General features: G+C 52.6%; 26 protein-coding genes and 1 pseudogene. All 27 read right to left on the reverse strand.

The window, feature by feature from the left end; translation table 11 throughout:
• Positions 1 to 163 (reverse strand): annotated as a pseudogene (locus tag KJQ12_RS19830) (protein-(glutamine-N5) methyltransferase, release factor-specific); the annotation flags it as partial.
• A 62-nt stretch (positions 164 to 225) separates the two neighbouring features.
• A complete protein-coding gene (gene prfA, locus KJQ12_RS16755; protein ID WP_041854679.1) occupies positions 226 to 1305 on the reverse strand; it encodes a peptide chain release factor 1 in 1080 nt (359 codons plus the stop codon).
• A gap of 163 nt (positions 1306 to 1468) precedes the next feature.
• Positions 1469 to 2569, reverse strand: a complete 1101-nt coding sequence (gene ychF, locus KJQ12_RS16760; protein WP_015256616.1) for a redox-regulated ATPase YchF — start codon at positions 2567 to 2569, stop codon at positions 1469 to 1471.
• 351 nt (positions 2570 to 2920) lie between these two features.
• A complete protein-coding gene (locus KJQ12_RS16765) occupies positions 2921 to 3988 on the reverse strand; it encodes a S8 family peptidase (RefSeq protein ID WP_213486213.1) in 1068 nt (355 codons plus the stop codon).
• Between the two features lie 177 nt (positions 3989 to 4165).
• Positions 4166 to 4477 carry a thioredoxin gene (gene trxA, locus KJQ12_RS16770; protein ID WP_213486218.1) on the reverse strand — a complete coding sequence of 104 codons (312 nt, stop codon included), beginning with the start codon at positions 4475 to 4477 and terminating at the stop codon, positions 4166 to 4168.
• 86 nt (positions 4478 to 4563) lie between these two features.
• The gene (locus KJQ12_RS16775) at positions 4564 to 4980 is read right to left on the reverse strand and encodes an RrF2 family transcriptional regulator (protein ID WP_213486219.1); all 417 of its coding nucleotides are present in this window, start codon (positions 4978 to 4980) and stop codon (positions 4564 to 4566) included.
• Positions 4981 to 5145: 165 nt separating this feature from the next.
• The gene (locus KJQ12_RS16780) at positions 5146 to 5979 is read right to left on the reverse strand and encodes an aldo/keto reductase (protein WP_213486220.1); all 834 of its coding nucleotides are present in this window, start codon (positions 5977 to 5979) and stop codon (positions 5146 to 5148) included.
• Positions 5980 to 6006: 27 nt separating this feature from the next.
• Positions 6007 to 6873 carry a DUF72 domain-containing protein gene (locus tag KJQ12_RS16785; protein WP_213486222.1) on the reverse strand — a complete coding sequence of 289 codons (867 nt, stop codon included), beginning with the start codon at positions 6871 to 6873 and terminating at the stop codon, positions 6007 to 6009.
• Positions 6874 to 6925: 52 nt separating this feature from the next.
• The gene (locus KJQ12_RS16790; RefSeq protein ID WP_213486224.1) at positions 6926 to 7633 is read right to left on the reverse strand and encodes a hypothetical protein; all 708 of its coding nucleotides are present in this window, start codon (positions 7631 to 7633) and stop codon (positions 6926 to 6928) included.
• A gap of 116 nt (positions 7634 to 7749) precedes the next feature.
• A complete protein-coding gene (locus KJQ12_RS16795; RefSeq protein WP_213486226.1) occupies positions 7750 to 8067 on the reverse strand; it encodes a DMT family transporter in 318 nt (105 codons plus the stop codon).
• A gap of 1 nt (position 8068) precedes the next feature.
• The gene (locus KJQ12_RS16800; protein ID WP_213486229.1) at positions 8069 to 8431 is read right to left on the reverse strand and encodes a DMT family transporter; all 363 of its coding nucleotides are present in this window, start codon (positions 8429 to 8431) and stop codon (positions 8069 to 8071) included.
• A 120-nt stretch (positions 8432 to 8551) separates the two neighbouring features.
• Positions 8552 to 9115 (reverse strand): hypothetical protein, encoded by a 564-nt coding sequence (locus tag KJQ12_RS16805; protein ID WP_213486236.1) that lies wholly within the window; start codon positions 9113 to 9115, stop codon positions 8552 to 8554.
• Positions 9116 to 9140: 25 nt separating this feature from the next.
• Entirely contained in the window at positions 9141 to 10082 is a 942-nt protein-coding gene (locus KJQ12_RS16810; protein WP_213486238.1) for a glycosyltransferase family 2 protein, read from the reverse strand.
• 31 nt (positions 10083 to 10113) lie between these two features.
• Positions 10114 to 11520, reverse strand: a complete 1407-nt coding sequence (locus KJQ12_RS16815; RefSeq protein WP_213486241.1) for an undecaprenyl-phosphate glucose phosphotransferase — start codon at positions 11518 to 11520, stop codon at positions 10114 to 10116.
• 84 nt (positions 11521 to 11604) lie between these two features.
• Positions 11605 to 12561: a glycosyltransferase family 2 protein gene (locus KJQ12_RS16820; RefSeq protein WP_213486243.1), complete on the reverse strand. Its 957-nt coding sequence runs from the start codon at positions 12559 to 12561 to the stop codon at positions 11605 to 11607.
• A gap of 1 nt (position 12562) precedes the next feature.
• On the reverse strand, positions 12563 to 13453 hold the full coding sequence (gene galU, locus KJQ12_RS16825) for a UTP--glucose-1-phosphate uridylyltransferase GalU (RefSeq protein WP_213486245.1): 891 nt from the start codon (positions 13451 to 13453) through the stop codon (positions 12563 to 12565).
• Between the two features lie 23 nt (positions 13454 to 13476).
• A complete protein-coding gene (gene rfbD / locus KJQ12_RS16830) occupies positions 13477 to 14319 on the reverse strand; it encodes a dTDP-4-dehydrorhamnose reductase (protein ID WP_213486267.1) in 843 nt (280 codons plus the stop codon).
• 14 nt (positions 14320 to 14333) lie between these two features.
• The gene (gene rfbB, locus KJQ12_RS16835) at positions 14334 to 15347 is read right to left on the reverse strand and encodes a dTDP-glucose 4,6-dehydratase (RefSeq protein WP_213486251.1); all 1014 of its coding nucleotides are present in this window, start codon (positions 15345 to 15347) and stop codon (positions 14334 to 14336) included.
• 8 nt (positions 15348 to 15355) lie between these two features.
• The gene (gene rfbC / locus KJQ12_RS16840; RefSeq protein WP_213486252.1) at positions 15356 to 15913 is read right to left on the reverse strand and encodes a dTDP-4-dehydrorhamnose 3,5-epimerase; all 558 of its coding nucleotides are present in this window, start codon (positions 15911 to 15913) and stop codon (positions 15356 to 15358) included.
• Between the two features lie 21 nt (positions 15914 to 15934).
• A complete protein-coding gene (locus KJQ12_RS16845) occupies positions 15935 to 16672 on the reverse strand; it encodes a sugar phosphate nucleotidyltransferase (protein WP_213486269.1) in 738 nt (245 codons plus the stop codon).
• Positions 16673 to 16726: 54 nt separating this feature from the next.
• Positions 16727 to 17854 carry a glycosyltransferase family 4 protein gene (locus KJQ12_RS16850; protein ID WP_213486253.1) on the reverse strand — a complete coding sequence of 376 codons (1128 nt, stop codon included), beginning with the start codon at positions 17852 to 17854 and terminating at the stop codon, positions 16727 to 16729.
• Positions 17851 to 19545 carry a hypothetical protein gene (locus KJQ12_RS16855; protein ID WP_213486254.1) on the reverse strand — a complete coding sequence of 565 codons (1695 nt, stop codon included), beginning with the start codon at positions 19543 to 19545 and terminating at the stop codon, positions 17851 to 17853. The genes KJQ12_RS16850 and KJQ12_RS16855 overlap by 4 nt, the downstream gene beginning before the upstream one ends.
• Positions 19520 to 19909 (reverse strand): GtrA family protein, encoded by a 390-nt coding sequence (locus tag KJQ12_RS19930; RefSeq protein WP_425315987.1) that lies wholly within the window; start codon positions 19907 to 19909, stop codon positions 19520 to 19522. The genes KJQ12_RS16855 and KJQ12_RS19930 overlap by 26 nt, the downstream gene beginning before the upstream one ends.
• A 55-nt stretch (positions 19910 to 19964) precedes the next feature.
• Positions 19965 to 20864: a decaprenyl-phosphate phosphoribosyltransferase gene (locus tag KJQ12_RS16865; RefSeq protein ID WP_213486259.1), complete on the reverse strand. Its 900-nt coding sequence runs from the start codon at positions 20862 to 20864 to the stop codon at positions 19965 to 19967.
• The gene (locus KJQ12_RS16870; RefSeq protein WP_213486261.1) at positions 20861 to 21934 is read right to left on the reverse strand and encodes a mannose-1-phosphate guanylyltransferase; all 1074 of its coding nucleotides are present in this window, start codon (positions 21932 to 21934) and stop codon (positions 20861 to 20863) included. Before KJQ12_RS16870 ends, KJQ12_RS16865 begins: the two co-directional genes overlap by 4 nt.
• Positions 21935 to 21963: 29 nt before the next feature.
• Positions 21964 to 24321: a glycosyltransferase gene (locus KJQ12_RS16875; RefSeq protein ID WP_213486263.1), complete on the reverse strand. Its 2358-nt coding sequence runs from the start codon at positions 24319 to 24321 to the stop codon at positions 21964 to 21966.
• A gap of 27 nt (positions 24322 to 24348) precedes the next feature.
• Positions 24349 to 24605 (reverse strand): hypothetical protein (locus KJQ12_RS16880; RefSeq protein WP_213486265.1); only part of this gene is annotated, 257 nt, incomplete at its 5' end.

Consider the following 24605-nt stretch of genomic DNA (forward strand, 5'->3'; position numbering starts at 1 on the left):
CGCGGTCAAGGCCGAGCGCGTGCATGAGCAGCCGCTCGGCGTTCTCGCGCGGCTCGGACACGCCGCACCCGGCCAAGAAAGAAGAAGCCTGCAGGCAGGCTTCTCCGATCGTGAGGCCCTCGGCCGGCTCGAAACGGGCGGCTTCCCTCCGTTTGTCCGCCATCCGGCAGCCTCCTTTCCGTTCGTTCCGTTCTTGTCGTCTTTGACGCCAATGCCGCCTCAAGATCAGACGATCGCCGCGTTCTCCTGCTCGAGCAGCTCGGCCTGCTCGGCCAGCGTCAGCGCGTCGATGATCTCGTCGATCTCGCCGTTCATGACGGCGTCGAGCTTATGCAGCGTCAGCCCGATCCGGTGATCGGTGACGCGGCTCTGCGGGAAGTTGTAGGTCCGGATCCGCTCGCTCCGGTCGCCGGTGCCGACCTTGCTCCGCCGCTCGCCCGCAAGCTTCGCCTCTTCCTCCTGCCGCCGCATCTCGTAGATGCGCGCGCGCAGCACCTGCAAAGCCTTCTGCTTGTTGTCGTTCTGCGACTTGCCGTCCTGGCACGTCGCGACGATGCCGGTCGGGATGTGCGTCACGCGCACGGCCGATTTCGTCGTGTTGACGGACTGGCCGCCGGCGCCGCTGGAACAGAAGGTGTCGACGCGGATGTCTTTGTCCAGAATCTCGACTTCGACCTCTTCGACTTCCGGAAGCACCGCCACCGTCGACGTCGACGTATGGATGCGTCCGCCCGACTCGGTCACCGGAATGCGCTGCACGCGATGCGCGCCGCTCTCGTATTTCAGCTTGCTGTAAGCGCCTTTGCCGGAGATCATGAAGATGACTTCCTTGAAGCCGCCGAGGTCGCTCACGTTCGCGTCAAGCAGTTCGACTCGCCATCCCTGGCTTTCGGCATAACGGGTGTACATCCGGTACAGGTCGGCCGCGAACAGCGCCGCTTCGTCGCCGCCGGCCGCGCCGCGGATCTCGACGATGACGTTCTTGTCGTCGTTCGGGTCTTTCGGCAGCAGCAGGACGCGGATGCGCTTCTCCAGCTCCTCCCGCCGCGCGGTCAGTTCCTCGATCTCTTGCTTGACCATGTCCCGCATTTCATCGTCCAGCTTCTCGCCGAGCATCGCCTTCGCGTCATCCAGCTGCGCGACGACTTTCTTGTATTCGATATAAGCCTGATAGGCTTCTTCCAGATCCGATTGTTCCTTCGAATATTCGCGCAGCCGCTTCGGATCGGCCGCGACCGCGGGATCGCACAGCAGCTCGCTCAGCTTCTCGTAGCGGTCCGCCAGCGCCTGCAAACGGTCCAGCAACATCGATGAACACCCCTGCTTCCAAGTTCCGTACTTTTCATTATACCACAAACGCGCCCCCTGCGTGCCGGCATCCCGCGCCGGAAAGCGGCGGCAGAATCAACCATCTTCCAACGAAAAAAGGGCGCAAGGCCCTTTCGCCGCATGAGCGGTTCGCGCGTCCCTAGACGTTGAAGCGGAAGTGCATGATGTCGCCGTCCTGCACGACGTAGTCCTTGCCTTCGAGGCGCAGCTGGCCGCGTTCGCGCACCGCGTTCATCGAGCCGGCCGCCACGAAGTCCTCGTACGAGACGACCTCGGCGCGGATGAAGCCGCGTTCGAAGTCGGAGTGGATGACGCCGGCCGCCTGCGGCGCCTTCGTGCCCTTGCGGATCGTCCAGGCGCGGACTTCCTGCTCGCCGGCCGTAAAGTACGTCTGCAGGCCGAGCAGTTTGTAGGCCGCCTTGATCAGCCGGTCCAGGCCGGATTCCTTGATGCCGAGCTCCTCCAGGAACAGCGCCTTGTCCTCGCCGTCGAGCTCGGCGATCTCGGCCTCCACTTTCGCGCTGATCGGCACGACTTCGGCGCCTTCCGATTCGGCGTAGGCCCGGACGGCCTGGACGAGCGGATTGCCGTCCGCGTTTGCCGCTTCGGACTCGCTGACGTTCGCCGCGTACAGGACCGGCTTGCTCGTGATGAGATGCAGGTCGCGGACGAGCAGCTTTTCGTCGTCGTCCAGCTCCACGCTGCGCGCCGGCTGGTCATTGTAGAGCGCCTCGCGGATCCGCTCCAGCACCTGGACTTCCTGGATATATTTTTTCTCCCCGCTCTTCGTGTTCTTACGGGCGCGCTCGAGGCGCCGCTCCACCGTCTCGAGATCGGCGAGAATCAGCTCCAGGTTGATCGTCGCAATGTCGCTCAGCGGATCGACCTTGCCGGAGACGTGGGTAATATTTTCATCCTGGAAGCAGCGGACGACGTGCACGATCGCATCCACTTCGCGGATGTGCGCCAGAAATTTGTTGCCGAGCCCTTCGCCCTTGCTCGCGCCGGCGACGAGGCCGGCGATGTCTACGAATTCGAAGGCGGTCGGCACTTTCCGCTGCGGTTTCACCAGCTCGGTCAGTTTGTCGAGCCGCTCGTCCGGCACTTCGACGACGCCGACGTTCGGGTCGATCGTGCAGAACGGATAGTTCGCGGACTCCGCGCCCGCTTGCGTAATGGCGTTGAACAGCGTCGATTTCCCGACGTTGGGAAGACCGACGATACCCGCTTTAAGCCCCATGCTCTTGCAACTCCTTGTCCCTGGCCGTTATCATCTCTCGCCATTATACATGAGGGCTTTAGGTATTTAAAGTCAGGTCATCTCTCACGTGCTATTTCAGTTCATCATCAAAACACCCCAACACTTCAGCAATAATAAAAACACGCTGGCGGTTCTGACCAGCGTTGAAAGTAATCTATGCATGGAAACTTCCTTCATACTTGCGCCAAAAAGCTTCCATCCTCCACAATGTCAACTTGCAATACATTCTGGTCGGACTGAAGCATGTAAAGTTTATCGTCCTCGATCGTCATTCCCACCAAATTGATCACCGGGGATACGTAAGTGACAGAACCATAGTCAGACAATAAACTAACTTGGTTCTTGTCCCTCACTCGCAGCAATACTCTTTTCATTTTCAAGTACCTCCATTAGCTTCTCAATACTAAATACTCCGAATCCCTGGTGATGTTCCGGTACACGCTCAATGCGTTCCGCACTAGTGTAAAGAAGCTGCTTGACTTTTGCAACAGACATTTGAGCCCCTGTCATTAGTGCCGCGGATACACCTGCTATTAAGGGTGCCGAGTACGATGTTCCCTCATCGTACTTCCCATCAAAGTATATAGATCCTGAAGTCAAAATATTCGGCTTGTTAAAGCCGGGTAGTCCCTTGCTGCTATAATCGGCAACCGCCAAAGACTGTTGTTTGATGGAACCAACCGTAATAACTTCAAACGAGCGTCCAGGACACCTTATGGAGCCTTCTTCTCCATCATTGCCACCGGCTGCTACAAAGAGTACCCCATTATGATGCGTATAGTAATTTACAACATCACATAAGGGGCATCCATGTCCCCTTCTGCAGTTCTCGATTTCAAACCCCAAAGACATGTTGACAACATGCACTTGCTGGCTTATTGCAAAGTCAATCGCCTTCAGAACATCCGTCAGTTTCAGATCATGATAATTTTGCCCAACTTTGCAGCTGATTAACCTGCTGCCTCTGGCAAACCGCTTAATTATATTAGCTACTTTATTCCCATGATCGATTACAGGCTGACTGCCGAATCCGGTAAAATCATGACGCTCTCTGACCCACTCTTCAGAGATTCCTGAATCTAATATGGCAACAACAACACCCCAACCGGTAAGTCCGGCTGATCGAAGCCTGGAGGCATCTACTTTTGGGACTATATTCAGCGGCGTATAATGCGAAGTCAAGGATCCGTGCTCAAGCAATGACCCATGGTCAGGTGCTTTAAATAAATAATCATATGCAACATGTTCCCGAATCCTTCTCACTGTTTGTTGGTCAGATTGAAATGCAATGATAGGCAGGACTGGAGATACGTATTCGATTTCTCCGCCAAAGAATTGTATACTTTTAATAATCGAATCGGTCGATTTTTGACGAAACTTTAGAATAAATGTTGCCATAAAGAGACGATCTCTCCGTCCAGATTATTGTGGAAGGAAACAATTCTATGGTTAGTATTATTTTTCCTCCATTATTAAAAAATTCTCATTCGAAAATCCAGATAAAAAAGCCCGCGCGAACCGTCATCCGCACTGGAGATGACGATGGCGCAGGCTTCGTGTTCGGCCGCCGCGGGATCACACGTGCGCGAGGATCTTCGTCTTCAGCGCTTCCTTCGGCTGCAGGCCGACCATTTTGTCGACCGGCTGGCCGTCCTTGAACAGGATCAGCGTCGGGATGCTCATGACGCCGAATTGGGAAGCGAGCTCCGGCTCGTTGTCGACGTTGATCTTGCCGATCTTCGCCTGGCCGCCGAGTTCCGCGGACAGCTCCTCCACGATCGGAAGCTGCATTTTGCAAGGGCCGCACCAGGGCGCCCAGAAATCAACCAGCGTCACGCCTTCGGCGATGCTCGCCTGGAAGTTGTCTTTCGTCAGTTCGATAGCCATCGTCTGATCTCCTTTCCTCGTCAAGATGTCGAAGCGCATGCTGCGCTCCGCGCTGTATGCGAGGGCTTGAGACAAGCCCGGCACACCTAGCAGGCGCGGATCTGACCGAGCACGGCCTGGATGGTGATGCTGTCGAAGTAATCCTCCAGCCGTTTCTCCGCCGTACAGAAAATGCCGTTCATGACCGTCCGCATGTTCGAGCCGACGATGCAGTCCATCTCCGGATCACCCGAGCACCAGCCCGGCATGAGCGACCCTTGCGCCATGGCGCGGTAGATGTCGCCGAGCGTCACCTCGCCGGGTTCGACCGCCAGCCGGTAGCCGCCGCGCACCCCTTCCCGCGTCTCGACGAAGCCGCTCTTCCTGAGCACGCTCATCACTTTGCGGATGCGCGCCGGGTTCGTCTGGACGTTCTCCGCGATCGTCTCGCTGGATGCCATCCGCTCGGGAAGGTACGCCAGCAGGACGAGACTGTGCACCGCTATGGTGAACTCGCTGTTCATGAGGGCACCTCGCTTCGTACTGTAATTATATTCGTTACAGTTCGAGGTTGTCAACGGGCGGCCGCTCATGTCCGCTCGTAGTGTTCACCGCCGGGCGGCCGGAGATGCATGGCGCGGCGGAACAGGCAGCGGTTCCCGCAGGGCGCCGGAGGCTCAGAAATTGACTCAGAAATTGAAATTGTCGGGGTCCGCGCCGAACCGGCTGTTCCGGTTCAGGCCGTCAATGCGGGCCATGTCTTCGGCAGACAGCTCGAAATCGAAAATGTTCGCGTTCTCGCGGATGCGCTCGGGGCGAACCGATTTCGGAATGGTCAGGATGTCGTTCTGGAGGTCCCAGCGCAGCACGATCTGGGCCGGGGTCTTGCCATATTTCGCCGCCAGTTCCGTGATTACCGGCAGGTCGAGCTGGCCTTTCATGATCGGGCTCCACGCCTGGAAGGCGATGTGCTGATCGCGGCAGTATTTGCGCAGCTCCTCCTGCGTGAGCAGCGGATGGCACTCGACCTGGTTCACGGCCGGCTTCACTTCGCACGAGGACAGCAGATCCTCCAGGTGATGGATGTGGAAGTTGCTGACGCCGATCGCGCGCGCATACCCTTCCTTGTACAGCCGCTCGAGGGCGCGCCAGGTGTCCTTGTATTTGCCTTTCACCGGCCAGTGGACGAGGTACAGGTCGACGTAGTCGAAGCCGAGTCTGCTCAGGCTCGCTTCGAACGCGCGCAGCGTCTCGTCGTAGCCCTGGTCGCTGTTCCATACTTTCGTCGTGACGAAAATGTCTTCCCGGCGGATGCCGCTGGCCCGGATCGCGTTGCCGACGCCCTTCTCGTTCCCGTACAGCGCGGCGGTGTCGATCAGCCGGTAGCCGGCCTCCAGGGCGGCGGCCACCGCCTGTTCCACTTCCGGTCCTTCCTGCGTCTTGTAGACGCCCAGCCCGAACCACGGCATTTTCACGCCGTTGTTCAGCGTCGTCGTTTCGGCCACATGCCGCACGTTGGCCATCGCCAGCCTCACTCCTTGTCTTGGAATTTAAAGTTCGAACAAGTCCATCTGCTCGGGCTCCTCGGGCCGGTCGAAGCTGCCGCGCGGCGGGCGCTGGCCGAGCATGCGCATGAGCTGCAGCGCGTTGTCCGCGGCGTCGCCGCCGGAGTTGTTGTTGAAAATGACGCAGACCGTGCCGGACTGCGCCTCAAGCCGCTTCAACCGCTGCATCCATTCCTTGAGCTCCGCTTCGGCATAGCGGTACAGGTAGCGCACGTCGCGCCACCCCGGCCCGCCGGCGTTCCAGCCGGCCGCGTTGCGGCCGTGGAACCGGACGAGGGTCAGGCCGGGATCGGTCGCTTCATCGACGATCGGGATCGAGCCTTCCCCGGCCTGCGGTTCGTCGCACACGCTGTGGATCCAGCCTTCCCGCTTCATGAACGCGAGCGTCTTATCCCGCATGCCGGCCTCGAACCAGGTGCGGTTGCGGAACTCGAGCGCGCACGGGATGCCGTCCATCAGCGCCCGGGCTTCGCGCAGCTTGTTCACGTGCTCCCGCGTGCAGTCGAACCACGGCGGATACTGGAACAGGACGGCGAGCAGCTTGCCCGCTTCGCGCATCGGTTCGAGCGACGCGCGGAATGCGGCGAACATGGCAGCCGTGTCCGGGTACGGCACGCCGCCGCGGGCGTGGCCGGTCATCCCCTGGTACGCCTTCACGATGAAGCCGAAGCCGGCCGGCGTCTCGGACGCCCACTTCGCCGTCACGTTCTCCGGCTGGATGGCGTAGAACGACGCATCGACTTCGACGATGTCGAACCAGCCGCTGTAGGTTTGGAGTTTCCCGCCCGCTTGCCGGGCATGCCGATAGAGCGACGGATGGTCGCCCCATCCCGCCAGCCCGATCCGTATCAACCGCGTCCGCCTCCCTTGAGCCCCGAGCCGCACCCGGACCTGGTCAGACGCGTCAGGTCCGGGCGTGTCTGTCCTGCATCCCCAGTATAGAATTGCCGGGGAGAATTGGCAATTGCGGCCGAACGCTTCCGGCGGATGTGCCGGACAGCGGCCGCAGCTCTTCCGCCAGCCGGATCATCTGCTCCCGCGTCAGGAAACGGCTGTCGATCTCGATCAGCGTGCCCTGCTCGATCCAGCGCAGGACGCCGCCGTGAAAGGCGCGGCCGGTTTCGTCGCGGGCGCCGGACGGCCAGGGCTCGAACCGCGCGGTCCGGCCGCGCAGCCGCACGGGCTCGCCGTGCTTGTCCGTGAGCTGCGCAAGGTACGGCTTCGTCTGGGCGATGCCGGCGATCCGGTCCCCGAGGATGCCGGCCGGCGGCAGCGCCGTCCAGGCCGCGCGGAATTGGATGCGCAGGCCGTACACGCGCCGGCTGCCCGGCGGGTAGGCGCAGACCGCCGGGACCCAGCCTGCCGGCAGCGTGCGCGGCGCGAACACGGTGAACGGGACGCGCCGCTTCAGGTCCGCCGGCGAAGCGGGGGCGCACACATCCGGGCGGCTCGGGGTGTGCGCGGGAGCGGGCGGTGCCTCCGGCTCGGCCGGATGTGCGGGCGGCTTCAGGCCGGGCCCGGCCGCCTGGGCCGCCATGGCCTCCGCCGGCGCGGGGACCGCCGGCAGGAGCAGTGCCGCCAGTATCGCCGCTGCGAGGAAAGAACGCCGCATGGTGGTTCAGCCTTTCCTTTTTTCCAGATAGTGTATCCGTGCGGCGGTGAATCATCCCCTGAAAAATGCCAAGCCCCTGGCTTTGCAGTGCCAGGGGTATGCAGGCCGGCGCGGACTTACGCGCCGAAGAACCGCAGTCCGACGACGCCGGCGATGATCATCGCGATGAACAGCAGTTTGCGGATGTCCCGCGATTCCTTGAACAGCACCATGCCGAGCAGCACGCTTCCCGCCGCTCCGATGCCCGTCCAGATGCCGTATGCGGTGCCGATCGGAATTTCTCGCAGCGCGAGCGACAGGAAGTAGAAGCTGATGAAGCTTGAAACGGCCACGCCGACGGTCGGTTTCCACCGTTTGAAGCCGTCCGACAGCTTGATAAAGGTAACGCCGCCGATTTCGCCGAGTCCGGAGATCAGCAGCCAGATCCATGCCATATCAGCCTGCCCCTCCTTCGTCCGTCTGCTTCTTGTTCTGCGGCTCTTCCGGGCTGATCACCTTCAAGCCGATGATGCCGCCGATGAGCAGCGCCAGGAAGAAGATCCGCAGCGGGTCGGCCGACTCGCCCAGGAACATCATGCCGATGATGGCCGTACCGGCCGTCCCGATGCCGGTATAGACGGCGTACGCCACGCCGGTCTCCAGCATCGTCATCGATTTCGCGAAGAAATAGAAGCTGACGATGAGCAGGAAGATGGTCACCGCGCTTGGCAGCGGCCGCGTGAAGCCTTCCGACTCTTTCATACCGTATGCCCAGCCGATCTCCAGCAGCCCGCCGATGAGTACATAAAACCATGCCATGATGCATCTGACCTTTCTGTGATTCGTGCGGCGCGCATTCGTGAATCAGTATAGGCGGGTGCAGAGCAGGTTGCAAGCCGGGAAAGATACGGCCGGTTCCCGAAAAGGCTTCAACCCACGCTACTCCCCAAGCCGCTTCTCCGCTTCCATCAGTGCAATCAGCTTGAGCGCCTGCAATTCTTGCTCCGTGAATCGGCTCATGGCTTCCTCTTGAATCTTCTGCTTCTCCTCTGCCGTCAGGCCGTCACCGGCCATCGCCGCATACCGGCGGATCTCGCCGATCGAAAATTTCTCGAGCACCAGCGCCTCCGCTTCTTCGATGCTGGTGATGACCAGACTTTCGCCGTCTGCCGCCGGACTTCCGGAACCGGACTTGCCGCCCGCGCCATCGCCCGTATCGCCAGCCGAGTTGCCCGAGCCGCTGTCAGAACCGCCGCTTCCAAGCTTTGCCCCGATTTCGTTGCGCAGCCGCTCCAGATCCTCCGCAGACACGGCTTCGCGCAGCGCCTGGCGCACTTCCGGATCGTCCATCAGCCGGCGCACTTCCTCGTCTTGAAGCACCTGCTCGACCACTTCATTCATTACGCGTTCCGCGATGAATTTTTTGCCGTATTGCACGCCCGCATAACCGCCGACCGCCAGCAGCACGATGACGACCAAAGCGGCGATCAGACCTTTCCGCATCCTCAACCCACCTCCGGTTGACAGACTATCCCTGTAGCGTCTCGCCGGCCGAACGGGTCTGGTAATACCGATCCCAAATGCCGCGGTGCATGCTGAACCTTCTGCAAAGTGCTCCAGGCAGCAGCCGGTGACGCTTGCCGAGCTGATAACCGATGAACTTCGCCGCCGATTCCATGAGCAGCCGCGGGATATACCGCATCTGCCGACTTCGGATCAGTTCGCGCGTGATGGCGAGCACCATGCCGCCCCCGGATCGGCCGACCCCCGACCAGGCGTATACCGTGTCATTGCCGCACATAGAGACGCCGTTGTCGAAGTAGCGCCGGAACTGCTGCACGAGCGTATAATCGTGGGAGTGGACGACGCGCGCGTCAGCCGCATACGCCACTCCGTAGTCCGCCAGAATGCACCGCGCCGCGAAGAACAAATCTTCATTAAACAGCACCGGCGACGGAAAACGTCCCAGCTGCTCAAACACATCCCGCCGATAAGCCGCACATACATTCGAACAGAAAAACGTTCGGATGCCGTGCCGCGGAAGATCCGATTTCCATTTCACGTCCGGCTGTTCCGGGTATAGGTGCGCGCGTGTCAACCGCTCCAGCACGCCCGCATCGGGACGCGGCTCCTGCCGCGCATAGGCGCAAGCGATCCGCTCGTCCTCCAGCGGCGCCACCAGCCGCTCCAGCATCTCCGGATGCGCCGGTACCGCATCCTGCGTCATAAAGACAAGAACTTCGCCGACGGCATATGACGCGGCCAGATTGCGCGTCCCGCCATGGTCGAAGTCCTTCCGATCGATCCCGATTACTCTAGCGCCGCAGCCCAACGCGATCTCAGGCGTACCGTCCGTCGAAGCCGAGTCGATAACGAGGATCTCGCGCGGCGCAAGCGTCTGGTTTTGCAGCTTTTCGATCAGCCTGCGCAGTTCTTCGCCGGCCTGCAGCGTCGGGATGATAACCGACACGTTCGGCCTGCTCCCCGTCAGACACGTGATGTCAATAGGCATTGCGGTTCACAAATCCCCTCAAGATCGTCAAGATGATAATCTTCAGATCAAACATGAACGACCAGTTCTCGAGATAATACAAATCGTGGTTGATCCGGTCTTGGATCGAGGTATCGCCGCGCAGCCCGTTCGTCTGCGCCCAGCCGGTGATGCCCGGGCGGACGTGGTGCTTCACCATGTATTTCGGGATCTCGTCCTTGAACTGCTCCACGAAATACGGCCGCTCGGGACGCGGGCCGACAACGCTCATATCGCCCTTCAGCACATTGAAAAACTGCGGCAGTTCGTCGATGCTCGTCCGGCGCAGGAAGGCGCCGAACTTCGTGCGGCGGGGATCGTTCTCCACCGTCCACTGCGTGTCCGCCGTCTTCTGATCCGACACATGCATGGTCCGGAACTTGTACATGACGAAGGTGCGCCGATCCAGCCCCATCCGCTCCTGCTTGAAGATGACGGGACCCGGCGACGTCAGCTTGATCCCGATGGCGGCAATCAGCATGATCGGCGACGTCACGATGATGGCCGCGATCGAGAACACAATATCGAAAACCCGCTTCAGCAGCCGGTTGCCGAGCTCATCCAGCGGAATGTCGCGCACGTTGATGAGCGGAATGCCCGCAAAATTATCGAAGTACGGCCGCGCCGGCAGCAGATCGAAATAGTCGGGGATAATCAGCGTCTTCGCGCCGGCGTTGTCGCAGGTCTCGATGATTTCCGCGTACTTCTCGTATGCCGCGAGCGGCAACGCAACGATGACTTCATCGATCAAGTGATTGCGAAGCACTTCATCAAGGCGATCCAGCCCGCCGAGAATCGGCGGCATCCGATGGCCTGTGGGAGGATGTTCCTTCAGGTTGTCGTCTAGAAAACCGAAGACCTCATAGCCCAGCTCGGGATATTGCAGCAGACTCTTATAGAAATTGCGCCCAACCGATCCCGCGCCGAGAATGAGCAGATACTTCTTGTTGTAACCCGCGCGGCGCAGGCGGAACAGCGTCATCTTGACCGCGATCCGGTAGACGGACAGTACTGTCAGGTTCAGTCCCAGGAAGATGCCGAGAAACTCCCGCGACACGTGGATCTCTTTCGCGAAATAGAGGAAACTGAGCAGCCCGACGAAACTGAGCAGATGCACCTGCCCGAGCTTCCAGACATCCGTCGAGAGTTTCGTCCGCCGCCGCGGTTTGTAGAGTCCGGCGGAATAGCCGACAAGCACGGCAAGAATGGCGTATACGAGCCCCCAGAGCAGGTAGGAACTGAATGACAATGCCTCCGTTCCGGGCAGCCAACCGCTTTCAAACTTGATCCAGTACGCCGCAAGAAAAGCGACGATCATGCCGACCGCATCGAAAAGCACATAAATTTGCGTCAGAAATCGCTGATTCTGCCTTAACACCGCACTCACCCACAGATGACCGAGGCCATTTAATCATTCACTACAATTCTAGCAGAAAAAATGAATCCTACCAACAATCTTCCACTAGATATCGCCGCGCTTCGACACCGCACGTCGGAACAGCCGGCGCCGCTTGCCCAGCATGGCCGGAAGCAGCTTCACAATGCGCGGCCAGCATGCGAGCAACCCCGGCTCGAACAGGAGGATATAGCCCAACTTGGCCGCCTCGATGACTGCAAGTCTCGGGAGAAGAAGGAAGAGATGCGGTCCGAAAGGTTCATTTTTGATCAAGGTAAAAAAGCGGTTCTGGTACGAATGACGTCTGACGAAAAGCGGCACCGACCGCCGTCCGCCCGGCTTCCAGCCCCTCCTGTGCACGGCCCGGGCGGAAGGCACATAGACCGCCCTCCAGCCGAGATGGCGCGCGCGCCAGGCGACGTCCACATCCTCCTTGTACGCGAAGAAGTCTTCGTCGAAAAACTGTCCGTTGTCCGAGACATCCTCGATCATCGTCCGGCGGTACATGGCCGCCGCGCCGGACACGCCGAAAATTTCGCGCGGGCTTGTCCAGTCCGCGACGGGCTCCCCGGCCGCCAGATCGACCGCATTCCGGTCCGGTCTCAGTCCGATCCCTGCGCTGTCCAAGACGTCGGGTCGGTCAGCCCGCACGAGCATGCCCGACGCGCTGCCTATGCGCGAGTCGCGATCCATGACCGCAATAATCTCCGCTATGTAATCCGGTTCGAGCACGACGTCAGGATTCAGCACAAGCACGTAGTCGGAAGGCGCCGCCGCGGCAATTGCCCGGTTCTGCCCACCGGCGAAGCCCGTATTCCAATCGTTCAGGATAAGCCGGATGTCGTCAAACCTGCTTAACACGTCCCGCGTGCCGTCCGTAGACGCGTTATCGACGACGACGATCGATGCGACCGGATGGGTCTGCCTGCGCACCGCTTCCAGGCATTCGGCGATGTCGCCTGCGCTGTTATACGTGACGATGCATACGCCGACCGTCGGCGCGCCGGGCTTGGATGATGACATATCAACCACCGTTGGATTCCCCGTAACGCTCGAGCAATTCTTTCATGTAGGCAATCAAATTCCCGCGCAAGTCATCCCGCTGAAGCGCGAAATCCATTGTCGTTTTGATGAATCCGAGTTTTTCACCCACATCGTATCGCGTCCCGAGATATTCGTAAGCGTACACGTTCTCGGTTTCTGCCAGGGCGCTGATTGCGTCCGTCAGCTGGATTTCGCCGCCCGCTCCCGGTTCCTGATTCTCCAGGATGTCAAAAATGGCGGGAGTCAGGATATATCGGCCCATGATGGCCATATTGGAAGGCGCGCTCTCGATATCGGGTTTCTCGACCAATCGGTGAAGACGATACACCCGTTCGCTTGCAGGCACACCGTCCACGATTCCGTAGCGCGACACTTCTTGTTTGGAAACACGCTGAACACCGATTAACGATGATTGCAGTTCATTGAATAAATCGATCATCTGCCGCAGAGCGGGATATCCGTCGGATTGGATGATGTCATCGCCCAGCAGCACCGCAAACGGCTCGTTGCCGATAAATTTCCGCGCGCACCATATCGCGTGCCCGAGTCCGCGGGGTTCTTTCTGCCTGATATAGTGAATATCTGCAATGTTCGAGGGATATTGCACTTCTTCGAGCATCCGGTATTTCCCTTTTTGCCGCAGGTTGAACTCCAGTTCAAAGCTGGAATCAAAATGATCCTCGATCGCACGCTTGCCCTTGCCCGTCACGATAATGATATCTTCGATTCCCGACTCTACGGCTTCTTCCACGATGTACTGGATGGTGGGCTTGTCCACGATCGGAAGCATTTCCTTCGGCATCGCCTTCGTTGCAGGAAGGAATCGGGTCCCAAGCCCGGCCGCGGGAATAATGGCTTTGCGGATATTCATGACGCACCTCGGAATTTCAATAATTAATCCAACTGTCGCAAGAAATCTCGCAACGCTTCTCGCCACGGCCTTAGCGGAATGAGTCCGTGCATCCGGATAGCTCCATGATCCAACACCGAATACGCAGGCCTGGACGCCGGCCGCGGAAACTCGGACGACGTGCACGAATCTATCTGCACGTTCAGCCCCTTCTCCTCAAAGATCGCCTTGGCAAACTCGTACCATGAACAGAACCCCGAGTTGGAAGCGTGCCAAATACCGAAATAATCGGTTCTCACCAGTTCCAGCAAGAATCGCGCCAGATCCAGGGCATAGGTCGGCGAACCGATCTGGTCGCGGACGACCGTCAGCCTGTCCTGCTCCCCGGCCAGTTTCATCATCGTTTTCACGAAGTTGGTTCCATGTTTTCCGTACACCCATGACGTCCGCACAATGAAGTAGCGGCTGCACAGCGACTGGACGATCTGCTCGCCGGCCAGCTTGGAACGGCCATAAACCGTCTGCGGATCCGTCCGGTCGTATTCGCGATAGGGCTTGTCGGCCTTGCCGTCGAACACGTAATCCGTGCTGATGTAGATGAATTTCGCTCCGATTTCCTCGACCGCGACGGCCGCATTGCGCGCGCCGTACGCATTGACGAGGTATGCCGCATCAGGTTCCGACTCGGCCTGGTCTACCTTCGTATAAGCCGCGCAGTGAATAACCGCATCCGGCTTGTGCGTTCGAATCACTCTTCGGCAATGTTCGAGATCCGTGATGTCCAACCCATTCCGGTCAAAGCCAACGATTTCCATGTTCCGTGGAGCTTGCAGCAGAACAAGCTCTCTTCCCAATTGGCCGCCTGCTCCGGTAACCAATATTTTCATCGCGTCGGTCATGTTCATCCCTGCCGGTCACGGTACTGCTCTTCATAATACTTGAGATACTCCCCGGACACCACTTGGTTCATCCAGTCCTGATGGTCCAGGTACCAGCGGATCGTTTTCCGGATCCCAGTCTCGAAGTCGTATTGCGGCTTCCAGCCGAGATCACGGCGGATCTTTGTCGCGTCGATGGCATAGCGCCGGTCATGTCCCGGACGATCCTTCACGAACCGGATTAACGATTCCGGTTTGCCCAGTTCCGCGAGGATCGTCTTCACAACTTCGATGTTGCGCCGCTCATTGTTGCCGCCGATATTGTAGACTTCGCCGGCCTTCCCCCTGTGAAGGACCAGATCCACAGCTTCGCAATGATCCTCTACATACAACCAGTCGCGCACATGCAGTCCGTCGCCGTAGACCGGCAGAAGCTGATCCGCCAGCGCGTTGCGGATCATGAGCGGGATAAGCTTCTCGGGAAACTGATACGGCCCGTAATTGTTCGAGCAACGCGTGATGTTGACATCGAGACCGTATGTCTCATGATATGCGCGGACGAGCAGGTCGGCGCCCGCCTTGCTTGCGGAATACGGACTGTTCGGCCTGAGCGGCGATTCCTCGTTGAAATAACCCGTATCGCCGAGCGTGCCATACACTTCGTCCGTCGAGATCTGCACGTACTTGCCGACTTTGTACTTCTTCGCGAGTTCGAGCAGGGTCTGCGTACCGAGCACGTTCGTTCGCACGAACAGATCCGGTTGCAGGATGCTGCGGTCCACATGTGTCTCCGCCGCGAAATTCACCACCGCGTCAAGCCCCTCCGCGAACAACGGCTCCATGGCGGCGTGGTTGACGATATCCGCTCTCACGAAACGGTAGTTAGGACAGTGCTCGACAAACCGCAAGTTCGCCAAATTTCCCGCATAGGTCAGGGCATCTGCATTAATAATCCGGTATCGGGGGTATTTGCGCACCATATGCAGAATGAAATTGCTGCCGATGAATCCCGCGCCTCCGGTAACCAAAAGTTTCACGTTGCAGATCACCCTTCGTAGGCAAAATTGTTTTCGGCCTCCGCAAGCGTCGGGTGGTTTTTGTCCTTCTCCGACAAAATCGGTTCCGCGGTCGGCCAGTCGATCCCCAGTTCCGGGTCGTTCCAGACGATGCCGCGATCGTGCTCCGGCGAATAGAACTCGTCGACCTTGTACTGCACCTCGGTATCCGGCACCAGTGTGCAGAAGCCGTGAGCACATCCTTTCGGTATAAGAAGCTGCCGTTTATTCTCGGCGCTCAGAATGAAAGCTTGCCACTTGCCATAAGTTGGCGATCCTTTGCGGATGTCCACCACAACATCGTACACTGCCCCCGCCGTCACCCTCACCAGTTTCGTCTGCGCTTTGGGATTTAGCTGGTAATGAAGGCCGCGCAGCACACCGGCATTCACGGACAGCGAATGATTGTCTTGAACGTATACATAATTTAAATCATGCCGGCGATGTACATCCGCATTATAGCTTTCGAAGAAAAAACCCCTGGAATCGCCAAAAACAACAGGTTCAATCAGCTTTACTCCAGGAATTTTCGTGTCCACAATTTTCATTTGATTGCAACCTGCCCTGATTTAAACTGCACCGAATTCTTCCCCCAAAGCAATTTCTTTGGCGAGCTCATTTGCACGCACCCATGATGAATGGGTACCTGCATCTGTCCACCAACCTTCCAGAATATCGTAGGTTAGCTCCCCCGATTCAATATAGCTGTTATTAACATCGGTAATCTCAAGCTCTCCACGAGCGGAAGGCTTGAGCTTTCGGATAAAGTCGAATACTTTGCTATCGTACATATATATGCCCGTAACCGCATATTCGCTCCTCGGCGATTGCGGTTTCTCCTCGATCGATACGATCCGCCCATCCTTTAATTCCGGCACACCGAACCGTTGCGGATCGGGCACTTTATGGATTAATATCTTAGCCCCGCCAGGCTGTTTTTTATAATTTTCAACAAAAGGTACGATGCTGTTGCTAAAAATGTTATCTCCGAGTATGACGATCATTCGATCTCCGTTGACATAACACTCGGCAAGACTGAGAGCCTGTGCAATTCCGCCTGCTACATCCTGCACTTTGTAAGTGAAATCGACTCCGAATTCTCGTCCGCTGCCGAGCAAGTTGACCACATCACCCATATGATCCTTGCCGGTCACAATGAGAATATCGCAGATACCAGCCTGTTTCAACTTGGCGATGGCATGATATATCATTGGATATTTGCCTACCGGAAGCAGATGTTTATTTGTAACTTTTGTCAACGGATAAAGACGAGAACCGGTGCCTCCGGCCAGTATAATTCCCTTCAGAACCAATCACCCCTCTTCATCGAAATGGTACCCCGAACAAGATCGCGATCACTTTTATATGGTTGCTTTTTGATAAACGCGGAGATGGGATTCAACCGTCTTTTCCTTGTTATAGAGTTCCAGAGCTTTTTCCCTCGCATTTTCAAAACTGTTTTTGTTCTTGATTACATCAACAATGCAATCAGCCAATGAGCGTTCGTCTTTAATTTTACATATTCTCCCCATTCCTGTTCTCAGCACCACCTGTCTGACCCCAGGCAAATCAGACGCGACCACCGGCACTCCGCATTGCAACGCTTCAACTTGCACCAATCCAAAAGCCTCTTGAGAGTTGATGCTGGGCAACGTAAATACATCCAACGAAGAATAAAATGCCTGCATTTTTTCTTCAGGAATCTTGCCCAAAAATCTAATACGATCTTTATATCCTTCATCCATGATCTTCAAAAGCTCGGAGTAGATGCTCCCCCCGACAATATTTTTATAGTCGCCGCCGATCAAAAATACAGTGTTCGGGATTTGCTCAAGCACATAAGGAACCGATTTTATTAAATAATCAATTCCTTTCTCTTCAACAATCCTCCCGCAAAAACCCACATAGTGCATATCTTCATTTTCTCTATACGAAGGATTCGAATAACAGTATTCTTTAACGGGCGGAACAACCTCATAACATTTTTCTATATACCGCTTCAAGACCCTTGAATGCCTGGCATAGTCATCGGTAATCACCAAGATCGCGGATGCTCTCTTAAACGATAGAATGGAGGACCAGTCCATTACTTTCATTATTGCTTTATTCAAAATGCTGTTTTTTAAGTAAATATCACAATGATAGGTGATCACCAATTTTTTGCGATTAATGATACAGCACAATAAACCGCTCTCGATCATGGGCAAATGCAGATGCACAACATCGGCTTCTTTGGATAATCGCAGCGCATCCCGAATAAACTGCGGGCTGATGACACCCTTGCTGATCTTCCCCAAGACACGGCTTCGGACAACTCTTACCCCGTTTACTACTTCTTCTCTTTTTAAAGTACGGTCGTGTTGAGAGGCAAGCACAGTTACTTCAATGCCCCGTTCGGCGGACAACAGCTCCGCCAATTTCTTGGTGTATTCGGTCATTCCCGAAACATAAGGATAATAGTAATTGGAGATCATCAATACTCGTTTCATTCAGTTTTCGCCTCGTTCGTTACCCCGTTAAATTGAATATCCGAAAATGAGAACCCCCTGAATTCTTGAGGCGGCTCATTGATTTCTTCGTACGGTATGTCATGCTCTTGAAAAAGAATTCTGGTGGAATAAAAAGTATTAAAATTAACTTGAACGGATTCAAACTCCTGTTTTATTGCCGCAAATTCATTTTCCCGGACGTCAGACGCCAAGATTTGAAACGAGAAATTAGTCGTAAAAATCCCGTAAATATTCGTTAACATTATTGCAGATATGATGAAAGAAATTACCCGGCTATGAAGCTTTTTCTCTTGTGTCACGAAGAGCAAGACTGCAACAAACAGCAACCAAAGCTGAGAAGCATATCTCAACTGCCAAGCCTCAGAGTTCACCATTACGGTTCCGATAATTGACACGATCAGGAATAATTTTTCCGTCAGCATCTGCCGCCGGCTGGCAGCCAGCACATACAAAATCAAGATTCCTGACAATATGAACAGCGGAAACGAAAGCGGACCAAAGGCATTGGTTCTCATATCCGGAATAAAGAATTTTTTGAAATCCGTTACAATGTTGGCCGGTTTAAAAGCTTGCAGATTTACCCTTTTCATTTCTTCCGTCTGGACACTGTTCACAGGGCGCGAAGATATGCTCAGCCAAAACTTCTTCACAGGAGAATAACTGTCAAACTCTCCTCCTTGCGAAAACACCATTTTGTTTTTCCCCATTAAAGGATAGAAAATATGACCTTTATTGACTATATTCGTGATGTATGGGTTCATTCCAAACAGGGTTAATCCAAGAAGAACGCTGCAGAGTAAAAATGCTGACTTAACGACAGCCAATTTTACTTTTCTTAAGTAAATCAATTGAAGAATACCAAAAATGAAAACAAGAATGCAGGCATAGACGGCGCCAGTCATCTTGATATTGATCATGAAGATCAAATTTGAAAATACTACAATATGGTGAAGTTGGCGGTATTTGCGGTCTTTATCAAACAGTAATGTATACATCCCCAGAAGCGTGATTGCGAAAACCAAATGCAGCAGACCGTCCACGTAATTGGTAAAGAGTTGCACAGCAGTAATAGGGGTAATACCGGTCAAAAGAGCAAGCAAAAACGAATAACCTTTTCCCAATTTAAAGATGTTGGAATAAATATACCTGCTGTAAAGAAAGGCGATAATGACAAACAACAAATTGTAGAATTTTACCGTGTTGATCGCGCCAAAAAACGAATAGACGGCCGCCCCTATGACCCATGTGAACTTGGGATAATGCGTCAACCAAAGATCGTGAACTTTGGCGTCGGGAGACACCGAATAAACGGGATCCCATCCTTGGTCAAGAGCTATGACGCCTTCCAAATGATAAGTCTGACCATCCCATGATACATCATAAAATAAATAATTAATTGCAATGGAGGAAAGCAAAGCAATTATCGCCCAAGCCGATAAAACGATAAAACCTTTGGTCGAAACAAGGTTAAACTTTCGCACCCCGTAAAGGTTGAACAAGTAACCCGTCAAAACAACGGAAATCGGAAATATCGACGCATTCATCGGCACTCCGACATAAAATCCGAGAGTACTCAACGCATACAATAAAAATACAAATGCGGTCAGATAAACACTTATTAAAAAGGAATGATGATTATCCCGTTCAACTGTAACGTTGTTTGTCGTCATCAACCGCCCCCCCTTGCCTGAAAACAAAAAATGTCGATAGTATGTAATTCAATATGATTATAACCACGCTGATCCCGATTTTCGAATAAAAAACATGAAGCTTGAATATATCCACGCATATAAACAACAGCAGGCTTTCGATTACGGTTGTTCCAATTCTGGTTGCAAAAAACAACGAAAATTCCTTGAATAACAAACGAAGCCGTATGTTATCTCTCTGTTGATATACATAGATCTTATTTAAAAGAAAAAAAACAAGAGTGGCAACGAAGTATGAAACCACATTGCTGAGGAGATAATTTACTCCAATCAAGAGCAAGATATAGAACATTGCCAAATTGACGGCAACCGAAATGCTTCCCATCAATCCATACTTGAAAAACTGCAGTATCCCTTTAGTGCCGATTCTTTTCACGGTTCTACTCCAAATACAACATAACCAAATTCATTACAATCCAGACTGCAATCGAAAAAAGCAGCGTTTTATCTTTCAACAGCGTTTCTTCCACGCTTCCTCCATAGTTTTTCATCACGACCAAGTACTGGTATCTGAAAATTCCATACAGGACCGGTATTATCGTAAGAACCGCATATTCATGTTTTGAGGCGCTTAATGTATAAATGCAATAAGAAATAAAAGTGGCGGAGCTCACCGTCGTTATCAAATTATCTATTAATGGAACGGAATAATGCATTAAATTGGTTCTTGTAATTCCGGATTGCTGATCGACCGAAACCAGCTCGCTTCTTCTTTTATTGAGCGCCAGAAACAACGACAATAGAAAGGTACACAGGATAATCCAACTGGAAGGCTGAATATTAAACAAAACAGATCCGGATATAAGCCTGAGCATAAACCCTATTGCAATGATAAAACAATCAACAAGGACGTAATGCTTGAACCAAAACGAATAGGCTATATTCAACAAAAAATAGAACCCGATGACAAACAAGACACCAAGATCCAATAAACCCGCCAAAACAAACGCGATAATTAGCAGAAGAATCATTACAAACAACGCTTTTGTTTTGGAAATGGCCCCACTGGCAAGAGGACGATATTTTTTCTTGGGATGATTGCGGTCTCTCTCGATATCGCTGATGTCATTTAACACATACACGGACGATGAAATGCAGCAAAAACAGATAAACAGAACAACATTCAACAAAAGGTTGTGAAGATCAAAAAAACCTTGTGAAAAGAACAAAACAGCAAATACATAAATATTTTTTATCCACTGTTTCGGCCTGATGAGCCGCAAATAGTGATAGACAACGGATACATCTTTCTGTTGTTCTCGAACTTCTACATTTATCATAAATATTGATCCTTCTTTTGACTTTTTAGTTCGGTAATGATATTTTTAATGTCCTGCGCTTTGTTTTTGTGGCAGATTAAAGTCACATCTTCGGTTTGCACAATAATCAAATCTTCCACTCCCAACGTCGCAATAAGCTTTCCGTTACTCTCGATTATACACCTTCTCGTATCAATACTCATGATATTGCCTTTTATAACGTTGCCGAATTCATCCGTATCATTAATTCGTTCCAATGCAGTCCAGCTGCCGATGTCATCCCATCCAAAGTTGCACGGTATCATTTGGATTCCATCGATCTTTTCCATTATTCCATAGTCAATTGATATATCTGTCATTTTATGATAATGCTTACTAACTACCTCTCGGGTATTGTTAAACTTCATTTCAGATTTCATGATTTCGAGAAGATCATGTATCTCAGGCAAAAATGTTTGAATATACCGGCGAATCAAACTCACTTTCCAAATAAACATGCCGCTGTTCCAATAATAATCCTCCAGACTGTAGTACACTTGGGCCGAGCGGATGTCCGGTTTCTCCACAAATCTTTTCACACCATATACGGGAGGATCATCGCTTATTTTTGAACTTGTGTCTATTTGAATATAGCCATAACCTGTTTCCGGGTACCTGGGTTTTATGCCCAAAGTAATAACGTGGTCTTGTTCGCTGTATTTTATTGCGGCTTTTAAAATATTCAACAGTTCTTCCTCATCTCTGATCAGGTGGTCGGACGGCATCACAACCATGGTGCTGTCCGGGAATCTTTCCTCAATTATAATTGATGCCAGACCTATACATGGGGCGGTATTTTTTCCCACCGTCTCAATGATGATGTTTTCATATGGCAAATGAGGAATTTGTGCCTTTATGATTTCGGCATACAATTCATTTGTAACCACAAAGATCCGTGTAATGGGGATTAACTTCTCCAATCTTTCTATGCTCTGTTGTATCAATGTTTTGCTTCCGAATATATTCAAAAATTGTTTGGGGAGCTTGGTTCTGCTTTTGGGCCAAAATCTCTCGCCTTTCCCTCCCGCCATAATAACCGCGGCCAATTGCATGATGTGTCTTTCTCCTTCGCTTGTTTTTCTCATCTATTGAAAAGAAGGTCCCTTACTTTACGGAAAATGCGACCTGACTTTCCGTCCATTAAATTGCGGTATCGTTGGATCAATTTCCATGTGCGCATATTATAGATACGTTGCAACTCTTGAACAGCATAATCATTTATCTGATTAGCCGGCATTTCGTGTAAAGTTGTTTGATTTCTCAGCATTTCCTCGAAGTAAAGCTTGGCCTTCCAAATTTCGTTCGCTTCCATATCTTTTTTGATGAACTCATGGAAGACCGTTGTGAAATCATCGATCAAATTCGGCAATTTTCGCAGCAAAGATGCGACGTATTCCCGATTTTCTTTGCCTTCCCCATTTTTAAAATCCGAAAATTCACTTTCCAGTCGTTTCACCATCTGATTCTTGGTAAACCCATGTTTAATTCGATTCCGGCATTCAGTCGACAGGTTCTGCTTTTCATCATTTGTCAACTTTACGATGTCATGCAACAAGGAAACGTAATGATCGATTTCTTCATCAGAATAATTTCGATTGCCCAAATCTTTCGTCTCGTCCTGATAGAGCGGAACGATTCTTCCTACTTTGTCGTTTATGAGTTCCTTCTGCCCGCCGACATCAGAACTGACGACCGGAACCCCCATCGCCAAAGATTCATATGAGGTCAAACTAATGCCTTCCTTAAGAGAGCAAACCAAGGTTACATCGCTGTCTTTATAATAGGGCTTCATATCTTTTTGTCTGCCCACACAGTAGACCGTATTTTCCAATCCCTCGGTTCGGATCTTTTCCCGCAGTTCATTCAAGCAAGGACCATCACCAACAACTACTACCGCTACGTCCCTCACACGTTGATTCAATCTTTTGGCGATTTCGAGCATCAAGAAAGGGCGCTTCTCCAAATCGATTCTGCACGGAAACAACACGACCGGCCTTTCCTGCGAGATATTCAACTGGGACTTTATGATGCCTGCTTGAATCGAATCCGGATTATATTCTTCATCATCAACTCCAATATACAACGTTTCGACCGTCTCGGGATTTCTACCGAAAACTTCAATCATTATATTCCGCAAGTGTTCCGTACAAACATACGTTTTGTCAATAATTTCTCCCATAACCCCGGAGTTGCGTGCATAACCTCCGGATCTCCAATACCAGGTTTCAGAATGCACATAATCCAACATGATCAGGTCAGGGAATTCCTTTCGCAACCATGGCAGCAGATAATAACCATAGTAACTGTTTGAAACAAACAGTATTTCAATGTTCCTTGATCGAATAAAATAATGAATAAACGCCGCCCAATGCTCCACATCCAGGAAGGTGGGAAGCTCAAACAAATCCGTTACATGCTCTCCAAAACGTTGTCTCCAAGTCGATTCAGCCGGGTTGGTTGTAATCACAGAAACTTCAAATTTGTTTTTGTCAATTCTGGTTACAATATCCAGATTGAACAAATCCGCCCCACCCATTACCATATGGGGCAACAGCATTAAAATTTTCGTTTTTTGATTCGAAATAACCGGTTTGCGATCCCAATTCCATGTTTTAATTTTCGAAAAGGCCGTTTCATGCGATGTTTTGATCCGGGGATACTCAATAAACTGAATGTCATCATCCACTTGTTTCGCCAACTGCGAAATCATCTTTTTCGATATGCTTTCCAATTCTTCGTTTTTTCGGATTTTGCTGAGCACACCCGTATCAGTGCGTCTGTACCAAAATCCGATCCACCCCATATGGATGCCGATTTTTCTTTTTGCAAGCAGCTTCAGCCACATATGCCAATCTTCGTACAAATATTTCTGCTCTTCTGTCTGAAGGCCGATCTCCAGCAAATCTTTTTTTCGAATGCCTGCACAATAGACAAGTATATTTTCAGATTTCATTTTGTTTGCACTAAACGGCTGTTTCCATATATATTCCTGCTCAAAAAAACCCACACTATCCGCATAGCTGAAACTCGCCTCAGGATGTGTAAAAAGCGACCAATATACGCATTCCAAAAATGTAGGCTCAATCAAATCATCCGCGTCAAGCGGCACAATGATATCTGCTTTGGAGTGTTTGATCGCCAAGTTTCTGGCAGCAGAAGGTCCGCCATTGTTTTTATGCAGCAGCACGATTCTGGAATCTGTGGCTGCGATCTGCTTAAGCAGCGCAACATCATTTTGATTGGTGCTCCCGTCATCCACGATTATCCATTCAAAAAATGGAAACGTTTGATTCAAAACGCAGTTTGCCGTTTCACGAAAATACTTCCCCGCATTATAATAAGGCGTAATAATGCTCACCAAAGGATTTCCTTCAAAATGCAGATCTCGGGATAACAACACTTTACCCGGTGATTTCGAAAAATCGAACTCGATATTCATAAGCTCAAATCCCCCGTTGAAATATGATCATTGCCCCATAGGCCTGCGAAATTTTCTTCTGATCCAGCCTCTGAAAGTCTTTAACTCCTCAATTTCTTTTATGGATGCTTCAAGCTGTTTCTTCAATACGTCGGTTTCGTTTTCCAGTAGTCTTGCCGAATGTGTCAATTCTTGAATTGCCTCGTCTTTTGTTTCAATTTGTTCACATAACCTTGACTTCTGATCTTCCAATTCTTCTATATAACGCTTCTGATTCTGCATTTCGATTTGATGGTTCGTCAGTT

It is taken from the genome of Thermobacillus xylanilyticus (genome assembly GCF_907165215.1).
GTDB lineage: Bacteria > Bacillota > Bacilli > Paenibacillales > Paenibacillaceae > Thermobacillus > Thermobacillus xylanilyticus.